This window comes from Chitinophaga pinensis (genome assembly GCF_007896845.1).
GTDB classification, from domain to species: Bacteria; Bacteroidota; Bacteroidia; order Chitinophagales; family Chitinophagaceae; genus Chitinophaga; species Chitinophaga pinensis_C.
This window is the reverse complement of sequence record NZ_VOHS01000004.1, coordinates 228,733-245,902: the sequence shown is the minus strand read 5'-3', so window position 1 is coordinate 245,902 and position 17,170 is coordinate 228,733. Positions and strand designations below refer to the sequence as shown.

The 17,170-nt window shown below is 45.4% G+C and carries 16 protein-coding genes; 5 read left to right on the top strand and 11 right to left on the bottom strand.

Annotation, left to right across the window (positions count from 1 at the left end; translation table 11 throughout):
* Window positions 1-49: 49 nt before the first annotated feature.
* Together FEF09_RS06015 and FEF09_RS06010 are read left to right on the top strand one after the other, a co-directional pair.
* Window positions 50-649 carry a porin family protein gene (locus FEF09_RS06015; RefSeq protein WP_186774205.1) on the top strand — a complete coding sequence of 200 codons (600 nt, stop codon included), beginning with the start codon at window positions 50-52 and terminating at the stop codon, window positions 647-649.
* A 125-nt stretch (window positions 650-774) separates the two neighbouring features.
* Complete coding sequence (locus FEF09_RS06010) at window positions 775-2,703, top strand: arginine--tRNA ligase (RefSeq protein ID WP_146304271.1); 1,929 nt, start codon at window positions 775-777, stop codon at window positions 2,701-2,703.
* 69 nt (window positions 2,704-2,772) lie between these two features.
* Here the strand turns inward: FEF09_RS06010 and FEF09_RS06005 are convergent, their stop codons facing one another.
* From FEF09_RS06005 to FEF09_RS05985, 5 genes are all read right to left on the bottom strand, one after another.
* Window positions 2,773-3,405 (bottom strand): tetratricopeptide repeat protein, encoded by a 633-nt coding sequence (locus tag FEF09_RS06005; protein ID WP_186774204.1) that lies wholly within the window; start codon window positions 3,403-3,405, stop codon window positions 2,773-2,775.
* Between the two features lie 95 nt (window positions 3,406-3,500).
* Entirely contained in the window at window positions 3,501-3,986 is a 486-nt protein-coding gene (gene cdd, locus FEF09_RS06000) for a cytidine deaminase (protein WP_146304269.1), read from the bottom strand.
* Between the two features lie 154 nt (window positions 3,987-4,140).
* A complete protein-coding gene (gene lepB, locus FEF09_RS05995) occupies window positions 4,141-5,322 on the bottom strand; it encodes a signal peptidase I (protein WP_146304268.1) in 1,182 nt (393 codons plus the stop codon).
* Between the two features lie 213 nt (window positions 5,323-5,535).
* A complete protein-coding gene (locus tag FEF09_RS05990) occupies window positions 5,536-6,192 on the bottom strand; it encodes an alpha/beta fold hydrolase (RefSeq protein WP_146304267.1) in 657 nt (218 codons plus the stop codon).
* Window positions 6,193-6,256: 64 nt separating this feature from the next.
* The gene (locus tag FEF09_RS05985; protein ID WP_146304266.1) at window positions 6,257-7,441 is read right to left on the bottom strand and encodes a sigma-54-dependent transcriptional regulator; all 1,185 of its coding nucleotides are present in this window, start codon (window positions 7,439-7,441) and stop codon (window positions 6,257-6,259) included.
* A 168-nt stretch (window positions 7,442-7,609) separates the two neighbouring features.
* Here FEF09_RS05985 and FEF09_RS05980 point away from each other — a divergent pair, with 168 nt between their 5' ends.
* Together FEF09_RS05980 and cysM are read left to right on the top strand one after the other, a co-directional pair.
* Window positions 7,610-8,425 (top strand): serine O-acetyltransferase, encoded by an 816-nt coding sequence (locus tag FEF09_RS05980; protein WP_146304265.1) that lies wholly within the window; start codon window positions 7,610-7,612, stop codon window positions 8,423-8,425.
* Window positions 8,426-9,310, top strand: a complete 885-nt coding sequence (gene cysM / locus FEF09_RS05975) for a cysteine synthase CysM (RefSeq protein ID WP_146304264.1) — start codon at window positions 8,426-8,428, stop codon at window positions 9,308-9,310.
* 197 nt (window positions 9,311-9,507) lie between these two features.
* Here cysM and FEF09_RS05970 read toward each other — a convergent pair whose 3' ends face one another.
* The gene (locus FEF09_RS05970) at window positions 9,508-10,491 is read right to left on the bottom strand and encodes a pyruvate dehydrogenase complex E1 component subunit beta (protein WP_012794009.1); all 984 of its coding nucleotides are present in this window, start codon (window positions 10,489-10,491) and stop codon (window positions 9,508-9,510) included.
* Between the two features lie 186 nt (window positions 10,492-10,677).
* On the opposite strand from FEF09_RS05970, the gene FEF09_RS05965 reads away from it, so the two are divergent.
* On the top strand, window positions 10,678-11,316 hold the full coding sequence (locus tag FEF09_RS05965) for a hypothetical protein (RefSeq protein WP_146304263.1): 639 nt from the start codon (window positions 10,678-10,680) through the stop codon (window positions 11,314-11,316).
* 168 nt (window positions 11,317-11,484) lie between these two features.
* Here the strand turns inward: FEF09_RS05965 and FEF09_RS05960 are convergent, their stop codons facing one another.
* From FEF09_RS05960 to FEF09_RS05940, 5 genes are all read right to left on the bottom strand, one after another.
* Complete coding sequence (locus FEF09_RS05960) at window positions 11,485-12,663, bottom strand: acetyl-CoA C-acyltransferase (RefSeq protein WP_146304262.1); 1,179 nt, start codon at window positions 12,661-12,663, stop codon at window positions 11,485-11,487.
* A 73-nt stretch (window positions 12,664-12,736) separates the two neighbouring features.
* Window positions 12,737-13,384 (bottom strand): hypothetical protein, encoded by a 648-nt coding sequence (locus FEF09_RS05955; protein ID WP_146304261.1) that lies wholly within the window; start codon window positions 13,382-13,384, stop codon window positions 12,737-12,739.
* Between the two features lie 28 nt (window positions 13,385-13,412).
* On the bottom strand, window positions 13,413-14,207 hold the full coding sequence (locus FEF09_RS05950; protein ID WP_146304260.1) for a DUF3575 domain-containing protein: 795 nt from the start codon (window positions 14,205-14,207) through the stop codon (window positions 13,413-13,415).
* Entirely contained in the window at window positions 14,207-15,418 is a 1,212-nt protein-coding gene (locus FEF09_RS05945; protein ID WP_146304259.1) for a hypothetical protein, read from the bottom strand. The genes FEF09_RS05950 and FEF09_RS05945 overlap by 1 nt, the downstream gene beginning before the upstream one ends.
* 161 nt (window positions 15,419-15,579) lie before the next feature.
* Entirely contained in the window at window positions 15,580-17,163 is a 1,584-nt protein-coding gene (locus tag FEF09_RS05940) for a RagB/SusD family nutrient uptake outer membrane protein (protein WP_146304258.1), read from the bottom strand.
* Between the last annotated feature and the right edge of the window lie 7 nt (window positions 17,164-17,170).

Below are 17,170 nucleotides of genomic sequence, written 5' to 3'. Positions count from 1 at the left end.
ATATGGGCATAGATTTTGCTCAGCTTGGCAAATTCTCTATGAGACTAATATGAAAAAACTCATTCTTTCTGTAATGCTGGCAGCTTGTGTGGCATTTACAGCAAATGCCCAGACACTGTCTTTTGGTGTTAAAGGCGGTCTGACCATATCAAAACTGACCCAATTTAACGACGCAAAAGTTCGTCCGTCTATTTTCGCAGGTGGTTTCGCTAACATCGCTTTCAATGAAAGCATGTCACTGCAACCCGAATTACTGTTTTCCGGACAGGGAACAAAGTACGAACCACTGAACCAGACGATCACTTATCGCCTGAATTACATTAACATACCAGTGATGTTCCAGTACCGTATTGTGCCGGAATTCTATCTGGAAGCAGGTCCACAACTGGGCTTCATGGTTTCAGGTAAAACACATGCCGGTAAGGTGACTGTAGACATCAGCGATAACACCAAAGCGGTGGATTTCGGACTGGGTTTCGGTCTTGGATACCAGTTCCCGGTAGGTGTGGGCATCGCTGCCCGTTATATGTTCGGCCTGACCAACGTCTTCGAAAACAGTATAGACGACAACAAGAACTCCGTCGCGCAGATTGGTATGTTCTACACATTCAAACATCAGCATACGGCTTCCAAAAAGCGTAAAAGATAATCTCTCCGAAAGGGCCGGCTTTACAAAGCCGGCCCTTTTTCTTTATTATATTATTGCCTCCTTCCTCTCCCCCGCCAGATTTTTTATACCTTTGACGTTACTTTTTGCATTAACCGTTTATCAGCATGAGTGTTGTACAATCCATAAAATCTGCTGCTGCCGCAGCAATTAAGACGCTTTTTGACCAGACAATTCCTGCGAAGGACATTGCTATCAATACTACGAAACCTGAATTCGAAGGTGAATACACCATACTGGTGTTCCCTTTTACTAAATTCAGCCGCTTAAAACCCGAAGAAACTGCTGATCGACTGGGTAAATACCTGCAGGAACACAATCCTGACCTCGTAGCAGGATACAATGTGATCAAAGGTTTCCTGAACATCCAGGTCAACGAACAATATTGGGCGCAATACCTGCAGCAACACTTCAATAACCGCAATAGTGGTAAGAAACCATCCAATGGTAAGAAAGTGATGGTGGAATACTCTTCTCCCAATACTAACAAACCTTTGCATCTGGGTCACCTGCGTAATAACTTTCTGGGTTATGCCGTATCTGAGATACTGAAAGCCAATGGTTATGAAGTGATCAAAGCCAATCTGGTAAATGACAGAGGTATTCACATCTGTAAATCCATGCTGGCATGGCAGCTGTTTGCTCATGGCGATACCCCCGAATCAACCGGTATCAAAGGTGATCATCTGGTGGGCGACTACTACGTGAAGTTTGAATCTATTCTGAAAGAACAGACAGAACCCATTATTGCCCGTGCGTTAGAACATGATTATAAAGACTTTGAAGGGGCTGATAAAGAACGCATGGAGAAACTGGTAGCTGTTTTCCATAAGCCTGAAATACAAGCTGACCAGGAAAAACTGGATAAGCTGAATGACGAGATCAAGGAACTGTCGCGTAAGCAGACAGAAATTATGCAGCAAGCGAAAATCATGCTGCAACAATGGGAAGCCGGTAACCCTGAAGTAAGGGCGCTCTGGGCCACCATGAACGGCTGGGTATACAAAGGTTTTGATCAGACTTACAAACGTCTTGGCATCGACTTTGACAAAATGTACTATGAAAGCGAAACCTACCTGCTTGGTAAAGACCTCGTAGAAGAAGGACTCGCAAAAGGTATATTGTTCAAAAAAGAGGATAACTCCGTATGGATCGACCTCACCGCCGACGGACTGGATGAAAAACTGTTACTGCGTGGCGATGGTACTTCCGTATATATGACGCAGGACCTTGGTACTGCCCGTCTGAAATATGCAGACTACCAGATGGACCAAAGCCTGTACGTAGTGGCAGATGAACAGAACTACCACTTTAAAGTACTGCAGCTGATCCTTCAGAAATTACAGGAGCCTTGTGCTGACGGTATTTACCACTTGTCTTACGGTATGGTGGAGCTGCCGAGTGGCCGTATGAAAAGTCGTGAAGGTACCGTTGTAGACGCAGATGACCTGATTGACGAGATGATCGCAACAGCGGCTGAACAGACCAAAGAATCCGGTAAACTCAATGACATGAGCGAGGATGCACAGGGATTACTTTACAACATGATAGGTCTCGGTGGTCTTAAATTCTTCCTGTTACGTGTAGATCCGAAAAAGAAGATGGTATTCGATCCAAAAGAATCTATCAGTCTGCAGGGATTCACCAGTGCCTTCGTACAATACGCATATGCACGTATTAAATCGATCCTGCGTGAAATAGCACCGGACATAGATAAGTTGGAAGGTTACTGTCATAAGGGCAGCCTGACACCATTAGAGAAAGACCTGATCGTACTGAACGAACAGTATGAAAATGTACTGGAAGAAGCCGCCAAAGAAATGAGTCCGTCAGTCATTGCCAACTACGCCTATCAGCTGGCACAGACTTTCAACTCTTTCTATGCGGAGAAAAAAGATGGTATACCGGTTCATTCCGTAAGACAGGCTGAAACATCTGAAAAACAGAAATTGCGTTTACAGATCATCAAACTGACTGCAAACACCATTGCTAAGAGCATGAAGTTATTGGGTATCGAAGTGCCGGAAAGAATGTAATGACCAACCTGGTATAAAAAGCGAAAGCGTCCGCCAATGGTGGACGCTTTCGCTTTTTATACCAGGTTATTATTGAACGACTTGTAAGGCTTTGTCACAAAGAGCCTCCCCTTTTGCTACCTCTCCTTTACCGATATACGATTTACCCAACAGAAACATGGCGAATGCATTCGCAGGTTGTATCCGCAGTAAACGATCCCAATAAGTAACAGCAGCCACATATTCACCAGCGAGATAATAATGATGAGCCAATGCTTGCAAGGCTCTTGTATCATCCTGACGTAATTCAAGACAGGTCTGCAGATGTAATATCCCCTTATCCGTCTCTTTGATATGCAGATAAGCCGTACCGATTGTCAGACAATAATCGGCATCCTGCCGCCGCCCCTTTTTTGTAGCTGTTTCAAATGCCTGAACAGCAGCACGGAAATCCTTCGTATTGAAATACAACACACCTATTGCATACCATGCAGATGGTTGATCATCTTCCAGACGCAGATATTCCCTGTACCAGATGATACTTTCCGGATAGACCTCTTCCAGCACGGAAATTTCTGCCAACTGCAGATAAGCTGATGCATAACCACTGTCACGACGCAAAATTTCTTTAAAGCACTTCTTTGCAGCATCGAGTTCTCCGGCATGCCGGTAACTGATACCTTCTTTGTAAAGACTCTTTAATTTATTTCCAGGAAAAGCCATAACAACTTGTGCAAATAGGATAGCCCATAACAAAGGACATAAGATACGGATATTCAGCATAGGGTATCGTACGGACTACAACAAATATAGTAAATTTATTGCATATCCTCTGCTGTGAATGCCAGGGGAAGAAGATGTCTGACTGTGGGAATAACAAATACTTTTCCGGTCTGCCCGCTCATAATGATCCTGATGGCCTGCTGCTGACGACCTTCATACTCCAGCAGCGTCTGACGGCAGATGCCGCAAGGAGAGATCGGAGCGTCATTGCTACCATTAGGATTATGGTAACTGACAGCAATTGTCAGGATAGGTACCCCGGGGTATAGCGATGCAGCTGTGGACAGGGCTACTCTTTCCGCACAGATACCGGCAGGGAAAGAGGCGTTTTCCTGATTGGTACCCCTCACTACGATGCCATTGGCCAGTAAGATCGCAGCACCTACATAAAAATTGGAATATGGCGCATATGCCTGAGCAGTCACTTCACGGGCTTCTTCCAGTAAACGCAGATCAGCTGTGGGTAAGGCTGCACTGTCAGGGAAGGTATGGTATTCGAAAGAGTGTTTGCGGATGTCCATAAGTGAAACGATGAATTAGGAGTTACGAATTAAAAATAGGATGTCGCGAAGATCTCCGTGTTCAGTAATATAAAGAAAAAGGCGTTTCAATGAAACGCCTTTTTCTTTATTATTTTAAGAGCCGATGTTTATCACATCGGATCTGTAATCGTTATTACTTAATTGTTTTGAACAACCTGTTCCAACGGATAGTACCATGTCCATAGCTCATCCATATCAACCATGCTTTACCTACAATGTGATCTTCAGGCACAAAACCCCAGAAACGGGAATCCAGTGAGTTATCACGGTTGTCACCCATCATCCAGTAGTAGTTCATCTTGAAGGTGTAGTTATTAGCTGGTTTATCATTGATATAGAACTGACCATTTTTAGCTTCCAGTTTATTGCCTTCGTATACGCTGATGATACGGTCATAGAAAGCAATATTGGTGCTGTCGATATGCACAGTTACCCCTTTCTTTGGAATATACAGCGGACCAAAGTTGTGTTCTGTCCATTTGTAATGAGCAGTGTCATGCGGGAAGACCTGAATCTCCTGCGTAGCAGCTCTCACATAAGGTTTTACTTCTTTTACGACCGGCCATGTGCTCAGCATGTTAGCCATACCGGGCGTCAGGTCATAACGGAAGAGTGCAGAATCAAACACACCAGCAGGATTCGGATCAATGTCCAGTTCATCCAGACGGGTTGGATTCAAAGGGTCGCCGGTGGTTTTAACCCAGTAGCGACGCTCACTTTCAGGTGGAATAGGCGCCTGTACGCTATTGATATAAACAACACCTTCTTTGATGGACAGCGTGTCACCCGGAACAGCCATACAACGCTTGATGTAGTTCTCACGTTTATCTACAGGACGGGAAGTAACATGGTTCTGTTCCCATACATTATCACGTCCATAATATCTTATCAGCTGATAGTAGCTCTGTTCCTGTTGTTCCAGTGCTACAGTATCACCTTCGGGGAAGTTAAATACAACAACATCGTAACGCTCAACATCTGAGAAGCCCGGCAGACGTCTGTATTTCCATTGTACTGCTTCAGAATAAGCTTTGCTGTACCTGGTAAATGGCAGCGTGTGGTGGGTAAACGGAACAGCCAGCGGCGTCATAGGAATACGTGGACCGTAACTGATCTTGCTGACAAACAGAAAGTCGTTTACCAGTAAGGTCTTTTCCATAGATGGGGTTGGGATTGTGTACGCCTCAAAAATAAAAGTGCGTATCAAAGTAGCAGCGATGATGGCGAAAATCGCAGCATCAAACCACTCTCTTACGGCAGATTTCTTCTTCTTTGGCTGACCCTCTTTATTTCTTCTCCAAAAAGCCAGGTTCATTAAGATTCGTTTAAGATATTTTAAAGATCAAATATAAGATACTGTGTGCTGCAAGCTAAATAATACTAATCAAAAGTTTTGCTAAAATAAGTGGATTAGGTTGATTTAATAAACTTTTTTACATGTAAGGCCCTTGAAATCGACCCCTTTCTGTATAGGTCAGGCTTATGATATTCCAGCCGCCGGTATCAATCGGGCCTGTACAGGAGCGGTTCAGACCAGTTCCCGGCTCAAAATACGGCTGATTTCAGCCGCCCGGTTGTATACCATGAAATGCCCGCCATCCGGGATTGTATAGTCAGCTTTGATAAAACGGAGTGGAAAAGCCTTGTCGCGGCCACCATGAATATGCACAATGGAAGCGGGTATGAAGTCATTAGACCAGTGCACGATCACCCGGATACCCCAGCGCAGATAGCCATAAGAGGTCTTTTTCATATAGTCAGACAGCAAGGCGATCTCCTCTTCTGTTTCGGCATTCAGGAATAGCTTCACGACGCCCTTTCTGCGGGTAAAGATGATGGAATCGGGTAAGCGGAGTAATGCCAGCAGCCCTGTTTTCTTCACCCAGCCCAGATACGGCGGTCTTTCGCTGGTCTGCTTAATACTACTGATCAGGATCACTTTACTCACAGGACGCTGGCGGGCTATCTCCACAGCCAGCATACCGCCAAATGAGACACCCATCAGGGTCACATCGTCATGTTCGATCCTTGTTGCCATACGGGCTGCATATTCCGGGAAACTTTCTTCAGGTGAGGGTGTCAGCCACTCAAGGTAGTGGACAGTATATCCTGCGGGATAATGCAGGTTTTTGAAGATTCTTTCGTCTGCTCCCATGCCACTGAGCAGGTACAGGTGTTTTTCCATGATAGTTTACGAAAAATGGATGGGAAAAAACAAAGGCTGTCCCTTGCAGAACAGCCCTTATATCTTATGCGTTTACTTTCTTCTTGTCTCTTGCCGGCAATACATAATCATATACATCTTCCGGCGTAATGGTTTTTCCGGAGAGGATCACCAGTCGGGCTACCACATTACCCAGTTCGCGGATATTTCCGGACCAGTTATGCTGTTGTAAAGCCTTCATAGCCTCCTTATCGATCGATTTTCTTGCCATCCCGTATTCCTGACAGGCGCTGTCGAGAAAATGCTCTACGAGTGCCGGAATATCCTCCCGACGATCATTCAGGGAAGGTACATGGATCAGGATCACACTGAGACGATGGTAAAGGTCCAGACGGAAGTTCTTGTCCTCCACTTCTTTCAGCAGATCTTTATTGGTCGCTGCTACCACACGTACATCCACGCTGATCTCTTTATCACCACCTACACGGGTGATCTTACCTTCCTGCAGGGCTCTCAGTACTTTTGCCTGTGCACTGAGGCTCATATCGCCAATCTCGTCGAGGAACAGTGTACCACCGTTGGCCTGTTCAAACTTACCAATACGCTGTTTTACTGCAGATGTAAAGGAGCCTTTTTCATGACCAAATAGTTCACTTTCAATCAGCTCACTAGGGATAGCGGCACAGTTCACTTCCACAATAGGACCCGCAGCACGGTTGCTCAGCTCATGCAGCCAGCGGGCCACCAGTTCTTTACCAACCCCGTTTTCGCCGGTTACTAGTACACGGGCATCAGTTGGTGCAACTTTTTCAATCGTTTCTTTTATTTTCAGGATGGGCGCTGAAGTCCCGATCATTTCCTGTGTTTTGTTCACTTTACGGCGCAGCGTCTTAGTTTCTGTCACCAGATTGGTCTTATCCATTGCATTACGCAGGGTGATCAGCAACCTGTTAAGATCCGGCGGTTTGGAGATATAGTCGTAAGCGCCTTTTTTTACTGCTTCTACGGCTGTATCGATATTTCCGTGACCTGATACCATGATAATGGGCACATCCGTATTGATCTCCCTGGCTTTTTCCAGAAATTCCAGCCCGTCCATTTTGGGCATTTTTATATCGCAGAGTACAGCGTCGTACTGCTTATCCTTGAATAATTTGAAGCCTTCAGCACCATCTGCTGCCTCTTCTACTTTATACCCCTCATAACTCAGGATTTCGGATAGCGTTTTACGTATGCTTTTCTCATCATCAATTATCAGAATGCTGGCCATATCATTATTTTAGTGAACAACGAACAAAATTACGGCAAAATACTTGATCGTAGACAAGATAACAAATGCTGTTAAACCCGGTTTATTTGTCTACAGTCCTTATGGACTTTCGACATTAATACGTAATTTCAATGATCGTTTTCCCTCAATCCTGTAATTCACTTGGATATGCAACAACTTTTAGAAGAATTAAGGCGGAGGCATCAGCTGGCTGCAGCTACTGCTTATCCGCCTACCAGTGCGGTGAACGACTTTGCCAACAACTTTATAAACTGGCTTTTTCCAGAATATACCGGAAAGGTGATATCTGATATTGTGTTACTGGAAGAATACGCACACATGCTGCAGACTGAATTGCAGCAATTGCTGTCGCCAATGCAACAGCAACTGCCTGCTGCTGCCGAAGAACTGAGCCACCAGTTCATGGAACAGGCAGCTGTTATATATGACGCGCTGCAGAAAGACGCAGAAGCCATTTATAAAGGCGACCCTGCTGCTACCTGCATGTATGAAGTCATCAGGGCTTATCCCGGTTTTTATGCCATCGCGTTTTATCGTATTGCACACGCACTTCATCAGCTGAAAATACCACTGCTGCCCCGTATGATCACAGAACGGGCCCACAGCTGTACTGGTATCGATATACATCCTGCGGCCGTCATTGCCCCCTATTTCTGCATAGATCACGGCACCGGTATTGTCATTGGAGAAACGACTGTTATCGGCTCCAATGTTAAACTATATCAGGGTGTTACACTGGGAGCGCTGAGCGTGGACAAAGACATGGCCCGCAGCAAACGCCATCCCACTATTGAAGATCATGTCATTATATATGCCGGTGCTACCATTCTGGGTGGAGATACCGTGGTTGGACACCACAGTATCATCGGTGGTAATGTATGGCTTATTAAAAGTACTGCCCCCTTCAGCCGGATCTATTACCGGGCTGATGGCAGTGTTAACGTAGTAGAAAATAGTTATTAAATGCATTCGATATTAGATCTTGTTGGTAACACCCCGATGGTAGCGCTCAAAAGTGTCAGCGCCAACCCCGATGTTACTATTTACGCAAAGCTGGAAGGAAATAATCCGGGAGGAAGTGTAAAAGACAGAGCCGCCTATGGTATGATCAAGGGCGCATTGGACAGAGGAGAGATCAAACCGGGTATCAAACTGATCGAGGCGACCAGCGGTAATACAGGTATTGCCCTGGCAATGATCGCCAGTCTGTTTGGTGTGGAAATAGAACTTGTTATGCCGGAAGACGCTACCCGGGAACGGGTGCTGACCATGGAAGCTTTTGGTGCGAAAGTCGTACTGACACCCAAAGAAGCCTCTATGGAAGGCTCTATTGATTATGCCAACGAACAGGTAGCAAAAGGCGGTTATCATATGCTGAACCAGTTTGCCAATCCGGATAACTACGGCATGCACTACAAAACCACCGGTCCGGAAATATGGCGGGACACCCACCACGGCGTTACTCATTTTGTCAGCGCAATGGGGACCACCGGTACTATTATGGGCGTATCCCAATACCTGAAAGAGCAAAACAATGACGTACAGATCGTTGGTTGTCAACCGACAGAAGGTAGCAAGATCCCTGGTATCCGGAAATGGCCGGAAGCCTATCTGCCTAAAATATTTGACCGTTCAAGGGTAGACCGTATCATGGATATTTCTGAGGAAGAAGCCAAAGCTATGACCCGCCGGCTGGCAAAAGACGAGGGTATTTTCTGTGGTATGAGCAGCGGAGGCGCTGTTTCAGCAGCAGAAAGGATCTCAAGAGAGCTGGACAAAGGAGTGCTGGTGTGTATTATTTGTGACAGAGGAGACAGGTATCTGTCATCCGATCTGTTTGGAAGCTGAACAGAGAGAAGAAATTAAGCATTGAAATGCCTCGGAGATCTCCACGGCTGATCATAAGGTAAAAAAGGCAAGCGGCATTTCAATGAAGTGCCGCTTGCCTTTTATGAGAGATGATTGAGGAATTCTTATTTTTAAATTACTATAAAAGGAAAGGCCGGCCTGATAATCAGGCCGGCCTTTCCTTTTATAGTAATTACTTACTTCTTCATGTACATTACTTCTTTCACCAGTTTCACTGTGCGTTCAACGTCTGGCAGGTAACCCTTCACCAGGTTTGGCGCGTAGTGCATAGGTGCATCCGCAGCAGTAATACGACGGATCGGAGCATCCAGATAGTCGAAACCTTCTTTCTGGATACGGTAAGAGATCTCAGAAGAAACGCTGGCAAATGGCCACTGTTCTTCAACGATCACCAGACGGTTGGTTTTCTTAACTGATTCCAGAATAGTGAACCAGTCCAGCGGACGAATAGTACGCAGGTCGATCACTTCAGCCTCAATACCTTCTTTAGCCAGTTCTTCAGCAGCACTCAGCGCAACTTTCATCATTTTGTTGAAAGAAACGATTGTTACGTCTTTACCAGCACGTTTGATATCTGCTTTACCAATTGGGATGATGTATTCTTCTTCAGGAACATCGCCCATATCGCCGTAACCAACCTCGCTCTCCATGAAAACAACCGGATCGTTGTCACGGATAGCTGCTTTCAGCAGACCTTTACCATCATATGGGTTAGATACTGATATAACTTTTAAACCCGGGATGTTCGCATAGTAGCTTTCGAATGCAGTGGAGTGCTGTGCACCCAGCTGACCTGCAGAACCGTTCGGTCCACGGAAAACGATAGGACAACCTACCTGTCCACCACTCATTGCCAGCATTTTAGAAGCTGTATTCAGGATCTGATCCAGTGCCAGTACAGCAAAGTTCCAGGTCATAAATTCAACAATCGGGCGAAGACCATTCTGTGCTGCACCAACAGCGATAGCAGTGAAACCCAGCTCGGCGATTGGAGTATCTATTACTCTCTTAGGGCCAAACTCATCCAGCATTCCCTGGCTAACTTTGTAGGCTCCATTGTATTCTGCTACTTCCTCTCCCATCAGGAAAACGCGATCATCACGACGCATTTCTTCCTGCATGGCTTCTCGTAAGGCTTGTCTGAAAGCTATCTGACGCATGCTGTTACTCTTAAAGTTTGAAAGTTAATTGCCTCATTTATATTAAGGCAGGGGCAAAATTATTGTTTGTTGGTGAAAAAGCAAAGGAAAAGTTCAGAGGAAGCGCTTTCAGATTTTAAATACTATATATAAAATATTGTATATATTAGCAGGAACACTGCCTGTTATAAGTTAATATCCTATCCTATGTTTACGCTCACAGTCCTTTGTATCTGTTTTCTGGCGGCCATCTCGTTTAAGATAAAAAAGGTAAAAGCACCTTTGATCACCGGTCTGATCTGGTATTTTCATCTGGCCATGTGTGTATTTTCCATCCTGTGCATCCTCCTGCTGATCAGCGGCTATGGATTCAAGGGCACCTATACGGAAAGAGTATTTTTCACCTTATATGCCGGCTCCGGGATCCTCCTGTATGGATTGACACCCAAAGAAGTATCCGGAAAATGGGTCTATCTCTGCTCCTTTTACGGATTTCCCTTCGTGCTCCTCTTCGGACTGCTATTACCTCCATTACGGATCATTACCATGATCACCGGTATGGGATTGCTGTCTGACGGAGACCTGAAACGCTACCAGATCGACGATGATTATGCTATACAGACAAAATCCATAGATATCGTGTCCCGCTATCCCAGTTATAGTCTGATAGAAGACAAATACTGGCTGTTTGAGAAGATCTCCGGAGATGTAATCAAACCGGAAGGACAACCTGCAGCATTCAAATCAGAAAGAGCAGGAACAGATAGCGTGCGACTGTCTATTAGTCTGGTGAATGAATTGGATGGCAGAAGCAAGCTGGATACCACGATCTCCCTGAGAAATTAGGAATTGATTGATCCCGGATTTTAAACAGCTATATTTCCTGAAGCTTTTCGGAATATAATAGCAAAGAGGGCGTTCCAGTGGTTGGAACGCCCTCTTTGCTTATAAGTTGAGTGCTAAAATTAAATGATTATAAACACTTCATTGACCAATATTGAAACCATTGTCAACTCAATGCATAATTGCCTCTATCACTATCGCACTGGCGCCTCCGCCCCCATTACAGATACCAGCCACACCATAACGGGCATTATGCTGGTTGAGAATAGAGCTGAGTGTCACTACGATACGTGCACCGCTACAACCAATAGGATGTCCAAGTGAAACGGCTCCACCCCAGACATTGACTTTCTCCTCAGGAATACCCAGATCGCGTTCATTGGCAATCGGTACGCAGGAAAATGCCTCATTGATTTCCACAAAGTCCATATCTGCTACGGTCAGCTTTGCTTTTTCCAGAGCCTTGGTTACAGCCTTTACAGGTGTAGTGGTAAACCATTCCGGTGCCTGAGAAGCATCTGCAAAACTGATGATCTTCGCCAGTGGCTTCAGTCCCAGTTCTTTCAGCTTCTCCCCGCTTACCAGTAATACCGCAGCAGCACCATCATTCAGGTTAGATGCATTGGCAGCTGTGATTGTACCATCCTTCTGGAAAGTAGGCTTCAGCGTTGGTATCTTATCGAAGTTTACTTTTTTATAATCCTCATCCTCTGCCACAGTAACTACCTGTTTGCCAGGCACTTCAACAGGAACGATCTCATTTTTAAAATACCCTTTTTCAGTCGCTGCTGCTGATCGTTTATAACTCTGAACAGCGTAAGCATCCTGTTCTTCACGGGTGATCTTATACTCCGTCACACAAAGCTCTGCTGCATTACCCATATGAAAATCCTTATAAGGATCCCAAAGGCCATCCCTGATGATACCATCTGTCACCGCACCATGTCCGAGTCTGTAGCCATTACGGGCTTTATCCAGATAATAGGGTACATTACTCATGCTTTCCATCCCGCCTGCTACAACCACATCATTATCGCCGGAGAGGATGCTTTGTGCACCTAACATAATGGCTTTCATACCGGAAGCGCAGACTTTATTAACAGTTGTACAAGGTACATTGGTCGGAATACCTGCGTGAATACTGGCCTGATTGGCAGGCGCCTGCCCCAGATTGGCACTGAGCACATTCCCCATATACACTTCATTGACCGCAGTTGCCGGTACACCCGCTTTTTCAAGTGCCGCTTTCATAACAATAGATCCCAGTTGTGTCGCAGACAGGGCTGACAGTGCGCCGTTAAAAGAGCCGATGGGGGTACGCACTGCTGAAACTATAAATACTTCTTTCATCCGTAGAAATTTAAGTCTCGCCAGGTGGCGGGGCTGTTAAGATTGTTTGGTTTTCACCAAATATAACGGAATTTCAGAAACGGTAGCCCAGCTTAAATCCAAATGCGAACTGTGGATTGAACCCATCTTCATCAATTCTGAAAAACGGGGTTTCCCAGGACTCAGAATAATACGAATCATTGGGTGTTGTACGACGATGCCTTAGTCCGACACCAACATACAGATCCATTATAAAACGTCCCTGCTCACCGAAATAACGCTGTAAGCCCAGATTGGCAGAACCGGCGTAAACCCGCTTCTTAAATTTCTGCAGGTATTCAATAGCACCCGGCATCGGATAACGGATATCTTCATAAGTGGTCTGTTTATAAGTTCCCATCAGACTTAAATAGAAAGCACGATGTTGATTACGCCACCACGAAGGAAATAGTTTTATCTCAGGTCTTACACGGAAACCACGTCTGCTATCATCATTATAGGTTTCAGGTAATGCATACAGAATAGCTGTCGCATCTACTCCGATCGCCACACTTTCAGACAAGCGGTATTCCAGTCCCCATGTGGGACCACCTTCCGGCTCCGTCAGCGAACTAAGCGTGGTATTCAATATCAGCCCTTTTCGGTTGAAGGTCTTTTTCTCAACCGTTTTCTTTTCGTCCTGCGCCACTACAACGCCAGACATAAACAGTATAGAAATTGCTAACAGTACATGTTTTTTCATAAGGCTGAGTTTTTACCGGAATGTCAGATCAGAAGCGGTAACCTAATTTAAGGCCCACAGGAAACGCACCGTCCCATACATTATTCTTGTCAGGCACATAGTCAAAATTGTATTTCCTATCTTCAAGATAACTGTCCGCAGGTACAGGGCGGTCGTATGTGAACTTTCTGTATTTCACCCCCAATCCAACATAGACCTCAAACATAATCCTTTGCGTATTACCCATGTAGGTCTGAAAACCGAACTTGCTATCTGTTCCAAACATCTCTTTGGTTTTACCGAAAGTAGACAGTTGTTCATAATCGTAATCGCCATCATTAGGGTTAACATTCATTTTTACGATACGCTCTTCATAAAAACTAACCTTTCTGTAAAAGAAGTCCTGTGAGAAGAAGATGCGATACTTACCGCGTTTACCCGACAGGTAATACCTGATCTCCGGACGCACATAATATCCTTTGGCTTTCGGTGTAAATTGTCCCCGCATATCATACAGTTTCTTCTCGTCGATGAAGATCCAGCCACCTTCCAGCAGTACGCTCCAATTTCGGCGGAAACGATATTCCACCGCAGCTGATATCCCCCCATCCGGATGATGCAGAGTCAACAGATTACTACTCACTCTCCATCCCGTCAGCATCGAATCAGGCAATGGCCGTGCTTTCTTTTCTGCTCTTGCATCATTGTGCGTTCTATGTGCGTAAGACACCAGATGTGTGGTGATACCGGGTTCTCCGGTTTTATCGGCGGGCTTGTTTTTATTTTGTGCCATTGCAGCTATAGCAATGAACATACAGACAGATACAGTGTATAGGTGTTTCATTAATAGGCGAATTTTGAGATGAGCTTAATAGCAGCCGGAGAAGAGATGTCATAACAGTCTATACCTTTATTGCTACGGCAATACAGTTGTGTCCCCCTGATCGTCACATCTATATAGGGATCTGCATTTTTATCTGCCAGCCGCTTCAGGGTTGGCGATGCGGATACATCCACAACGCTGACACCTTTCGCGGTTGCCGCATACAGATTCGTACCTGATAATGCCAGTGCATACGCTGAATCAAAAGGCAGTGCACTCATAGGCACAATGCTATAGTCATCTTTAATTTCGTTTACTGTCAATGAAGTAGAAGACACAGGGTAACACATTTTCTTTGCAGGATTGGGAACCGCGTAAATAAAACGGTCAACCGGCAGCATAGCATAACAGGAGCTTAGATTGACCAGCATATTCCTGTATCGTATCATCCTCGGATCAGTAATATCGTACAGTGAACCACCGGTACCCCTGACATCCGTAGTCATCAGCATATCATTAAATACGTACAGACTATCCATCATCTCACCAGTCTGATATCTGGATTGCTGTATAGGCGATAGCGGCTGTGCCACAGAATAAGATATGATGTCTGTATTGTCAGCGAAATAGATAAATCCCCTGTTGGCTACTATACCGGCACTCAGGCGGGGCTTCTGCTCTCCATAGCCATCATAATACCTGAATTGCGTCCGGCATTTCGGATCATTCACCTTTGTCAGGTGCCAGCCGATCACCGTTCCCTTTGTAGGATCAGCACATTCGAAGTACACACTACGGAAAGGCGGAAAATCTTTCTGGGTCCATGCTCTTGATACACGGGCTACATGTGCTACCGAAGGCAGTTCTTTCAAAGGAACCACGATCAGGTCATTGTAGTTGTCCGCATACAGGTAATCTCCATCCACCAGCGCTTTCTGAAAGCCCGGGATACGCAGAAATCCGGTTTTAACGGGATTTGCAGGATTCTGGTAGGAGATAATATGCAATCCGGAGTCACTTTCTTCCTGAAGGACGTAAGTGTTGTAGGTATATAACTTTCCTCCGTTTTGGGTTTTTCTTGCGGGCAGATAGCTGATCTGCCGGAGACTGGGATTGTTATCATAAACGGGTACGTATGCATCCACGTAGCCACGTTGCCAACGATCATCCAGACATCCCCCCAACAAGAAACAAGTAATTAACAGTACATAGGTCAGAAATAGGCGGGCCATTATAGGTATTTTACAATTAAGCGGACAAAGATAACCGGAAGTTACATGTGAAGGGTTAAAAAAAAGTTAAGGCCCGCCAATAGAAAAGCCGTTCGTCATAAGACGAACGGCCTCCATTCTCTGAACATAACCGTTCCTTCCGTCAGAAACGGCCACTATTTTTACCAGCCCGGATTATTAGGCAATACTGCCGCATTGAGGGATACCTCACGCTGTGGTACCGGCCACAGATAATCACGTGGTACCTGGAAACTACGCTGTTCCGCCAGTACATGTTTACCGTAATCATCTTTTCTGTTCGCATCGAAATTGTTCAGGATACCATATGCCGGCCCTGCCATTACAGTTGCTGCAATCTTCCAGCGACGGATATCAAACAGACGATTGTCCTCTACCGGAAACTCTACTCTTCTTTCTCTTCTTACCGCTTCCCGCAGGGCTACCTGTCCGCTCACCTTTGCAGTCGTCAACAACGGCATCATCACGTCAGCTCTTTGTCTTACCTGATTGATGGCATCATATACGGACTGATCAATCTGGTTTGCTTCAATTTTCGCCTCCGCATAATTGAGCAATACTTCCGCATAGCGCATTAACACCACGTCACTATAGGAGTTATTATCCCAGTTACCCTGAATATCACGGGGAATATATTTCTTGTAATAATAACCAGTAAAGGAGGCGTTTCCTTTACCTAGTGCATCCAGACTATTCAGTTTGGTTACATCGATCGTTACGCCATTCACCTGTACGCCCGGTACTACCACTGTCATTTTCAGACGTGGATCACGGTTCTCAAACGGATGTGCGGGATCGTAGACGGCAGACTGCGCTATAGGCAGACCGTCTGTACCTTCGTATGCATCTACAAGTGATTGTAACGGTGTGATCTCAGACCAGCCACCTAGTGAAGGTCCGCCTACCCATGTAGCCATCGCATTAGGCTGTGTATTTTTCACGTAACGGGCAGAGAAAATGATCTCCTTGCTATTTTTATTCGTACCATCAAAGAGGCTCAGATAATTAGGATCGATGGTATAAGCACCCAGCGTCATAGCTGCCTGTGCTGCCGTAGCCGCTTCTGCATATTGTCCTTCATACAGGAGTACGCGTGATTTTAATGCCAGCGCTGCGCCACGGGTCGCACGTCCTTCATCTCCTGCTTCATATGTTACAGGTAAATCAGCACTGATCTCGTCCAGTTCTTTCACGATAAATGCCGCCACTTCTGCACGTGGCGTACGTTTCATTACAAACTCGCTGGTAGGTGGAATAGTGGTTCTTAATACCACATCTCCATACAGCCCGATGAGTTGCTGATAAGCATATGCTCTGATGAAGCGGGCCTCTCCTTTCAGTCTGGCCAGCATTGTTTCAGATAATGCTTTATCTCTGTCAATATTTTCCAGTACATCATTACAGGAAGCAATCATCTTATAGAAGTTGCTCCAGAAGTTGTCGAACATACCGGTACTGATAGAAGCACTACCATTTCCCACATAAATTGCGTCACTCGGCCAGTTACTCCAGGCATAGCTATCATCTGTAACACAAGAGATAAACATACGGTTATCCACATCTCCGAGGCGACGGTAACAGTTATTGACTGCATTGATCGCATCGTCTTCTGTCAACCAAAATGTTTCCCGGCTGACAGCATCCTGTGGCTGTTCATCCAGTACTTTTTTACAGGCTGACACCGATGCCAGACCTGCCAGTATAAGTATTATTGATAATTTCTTCATGGCTGCT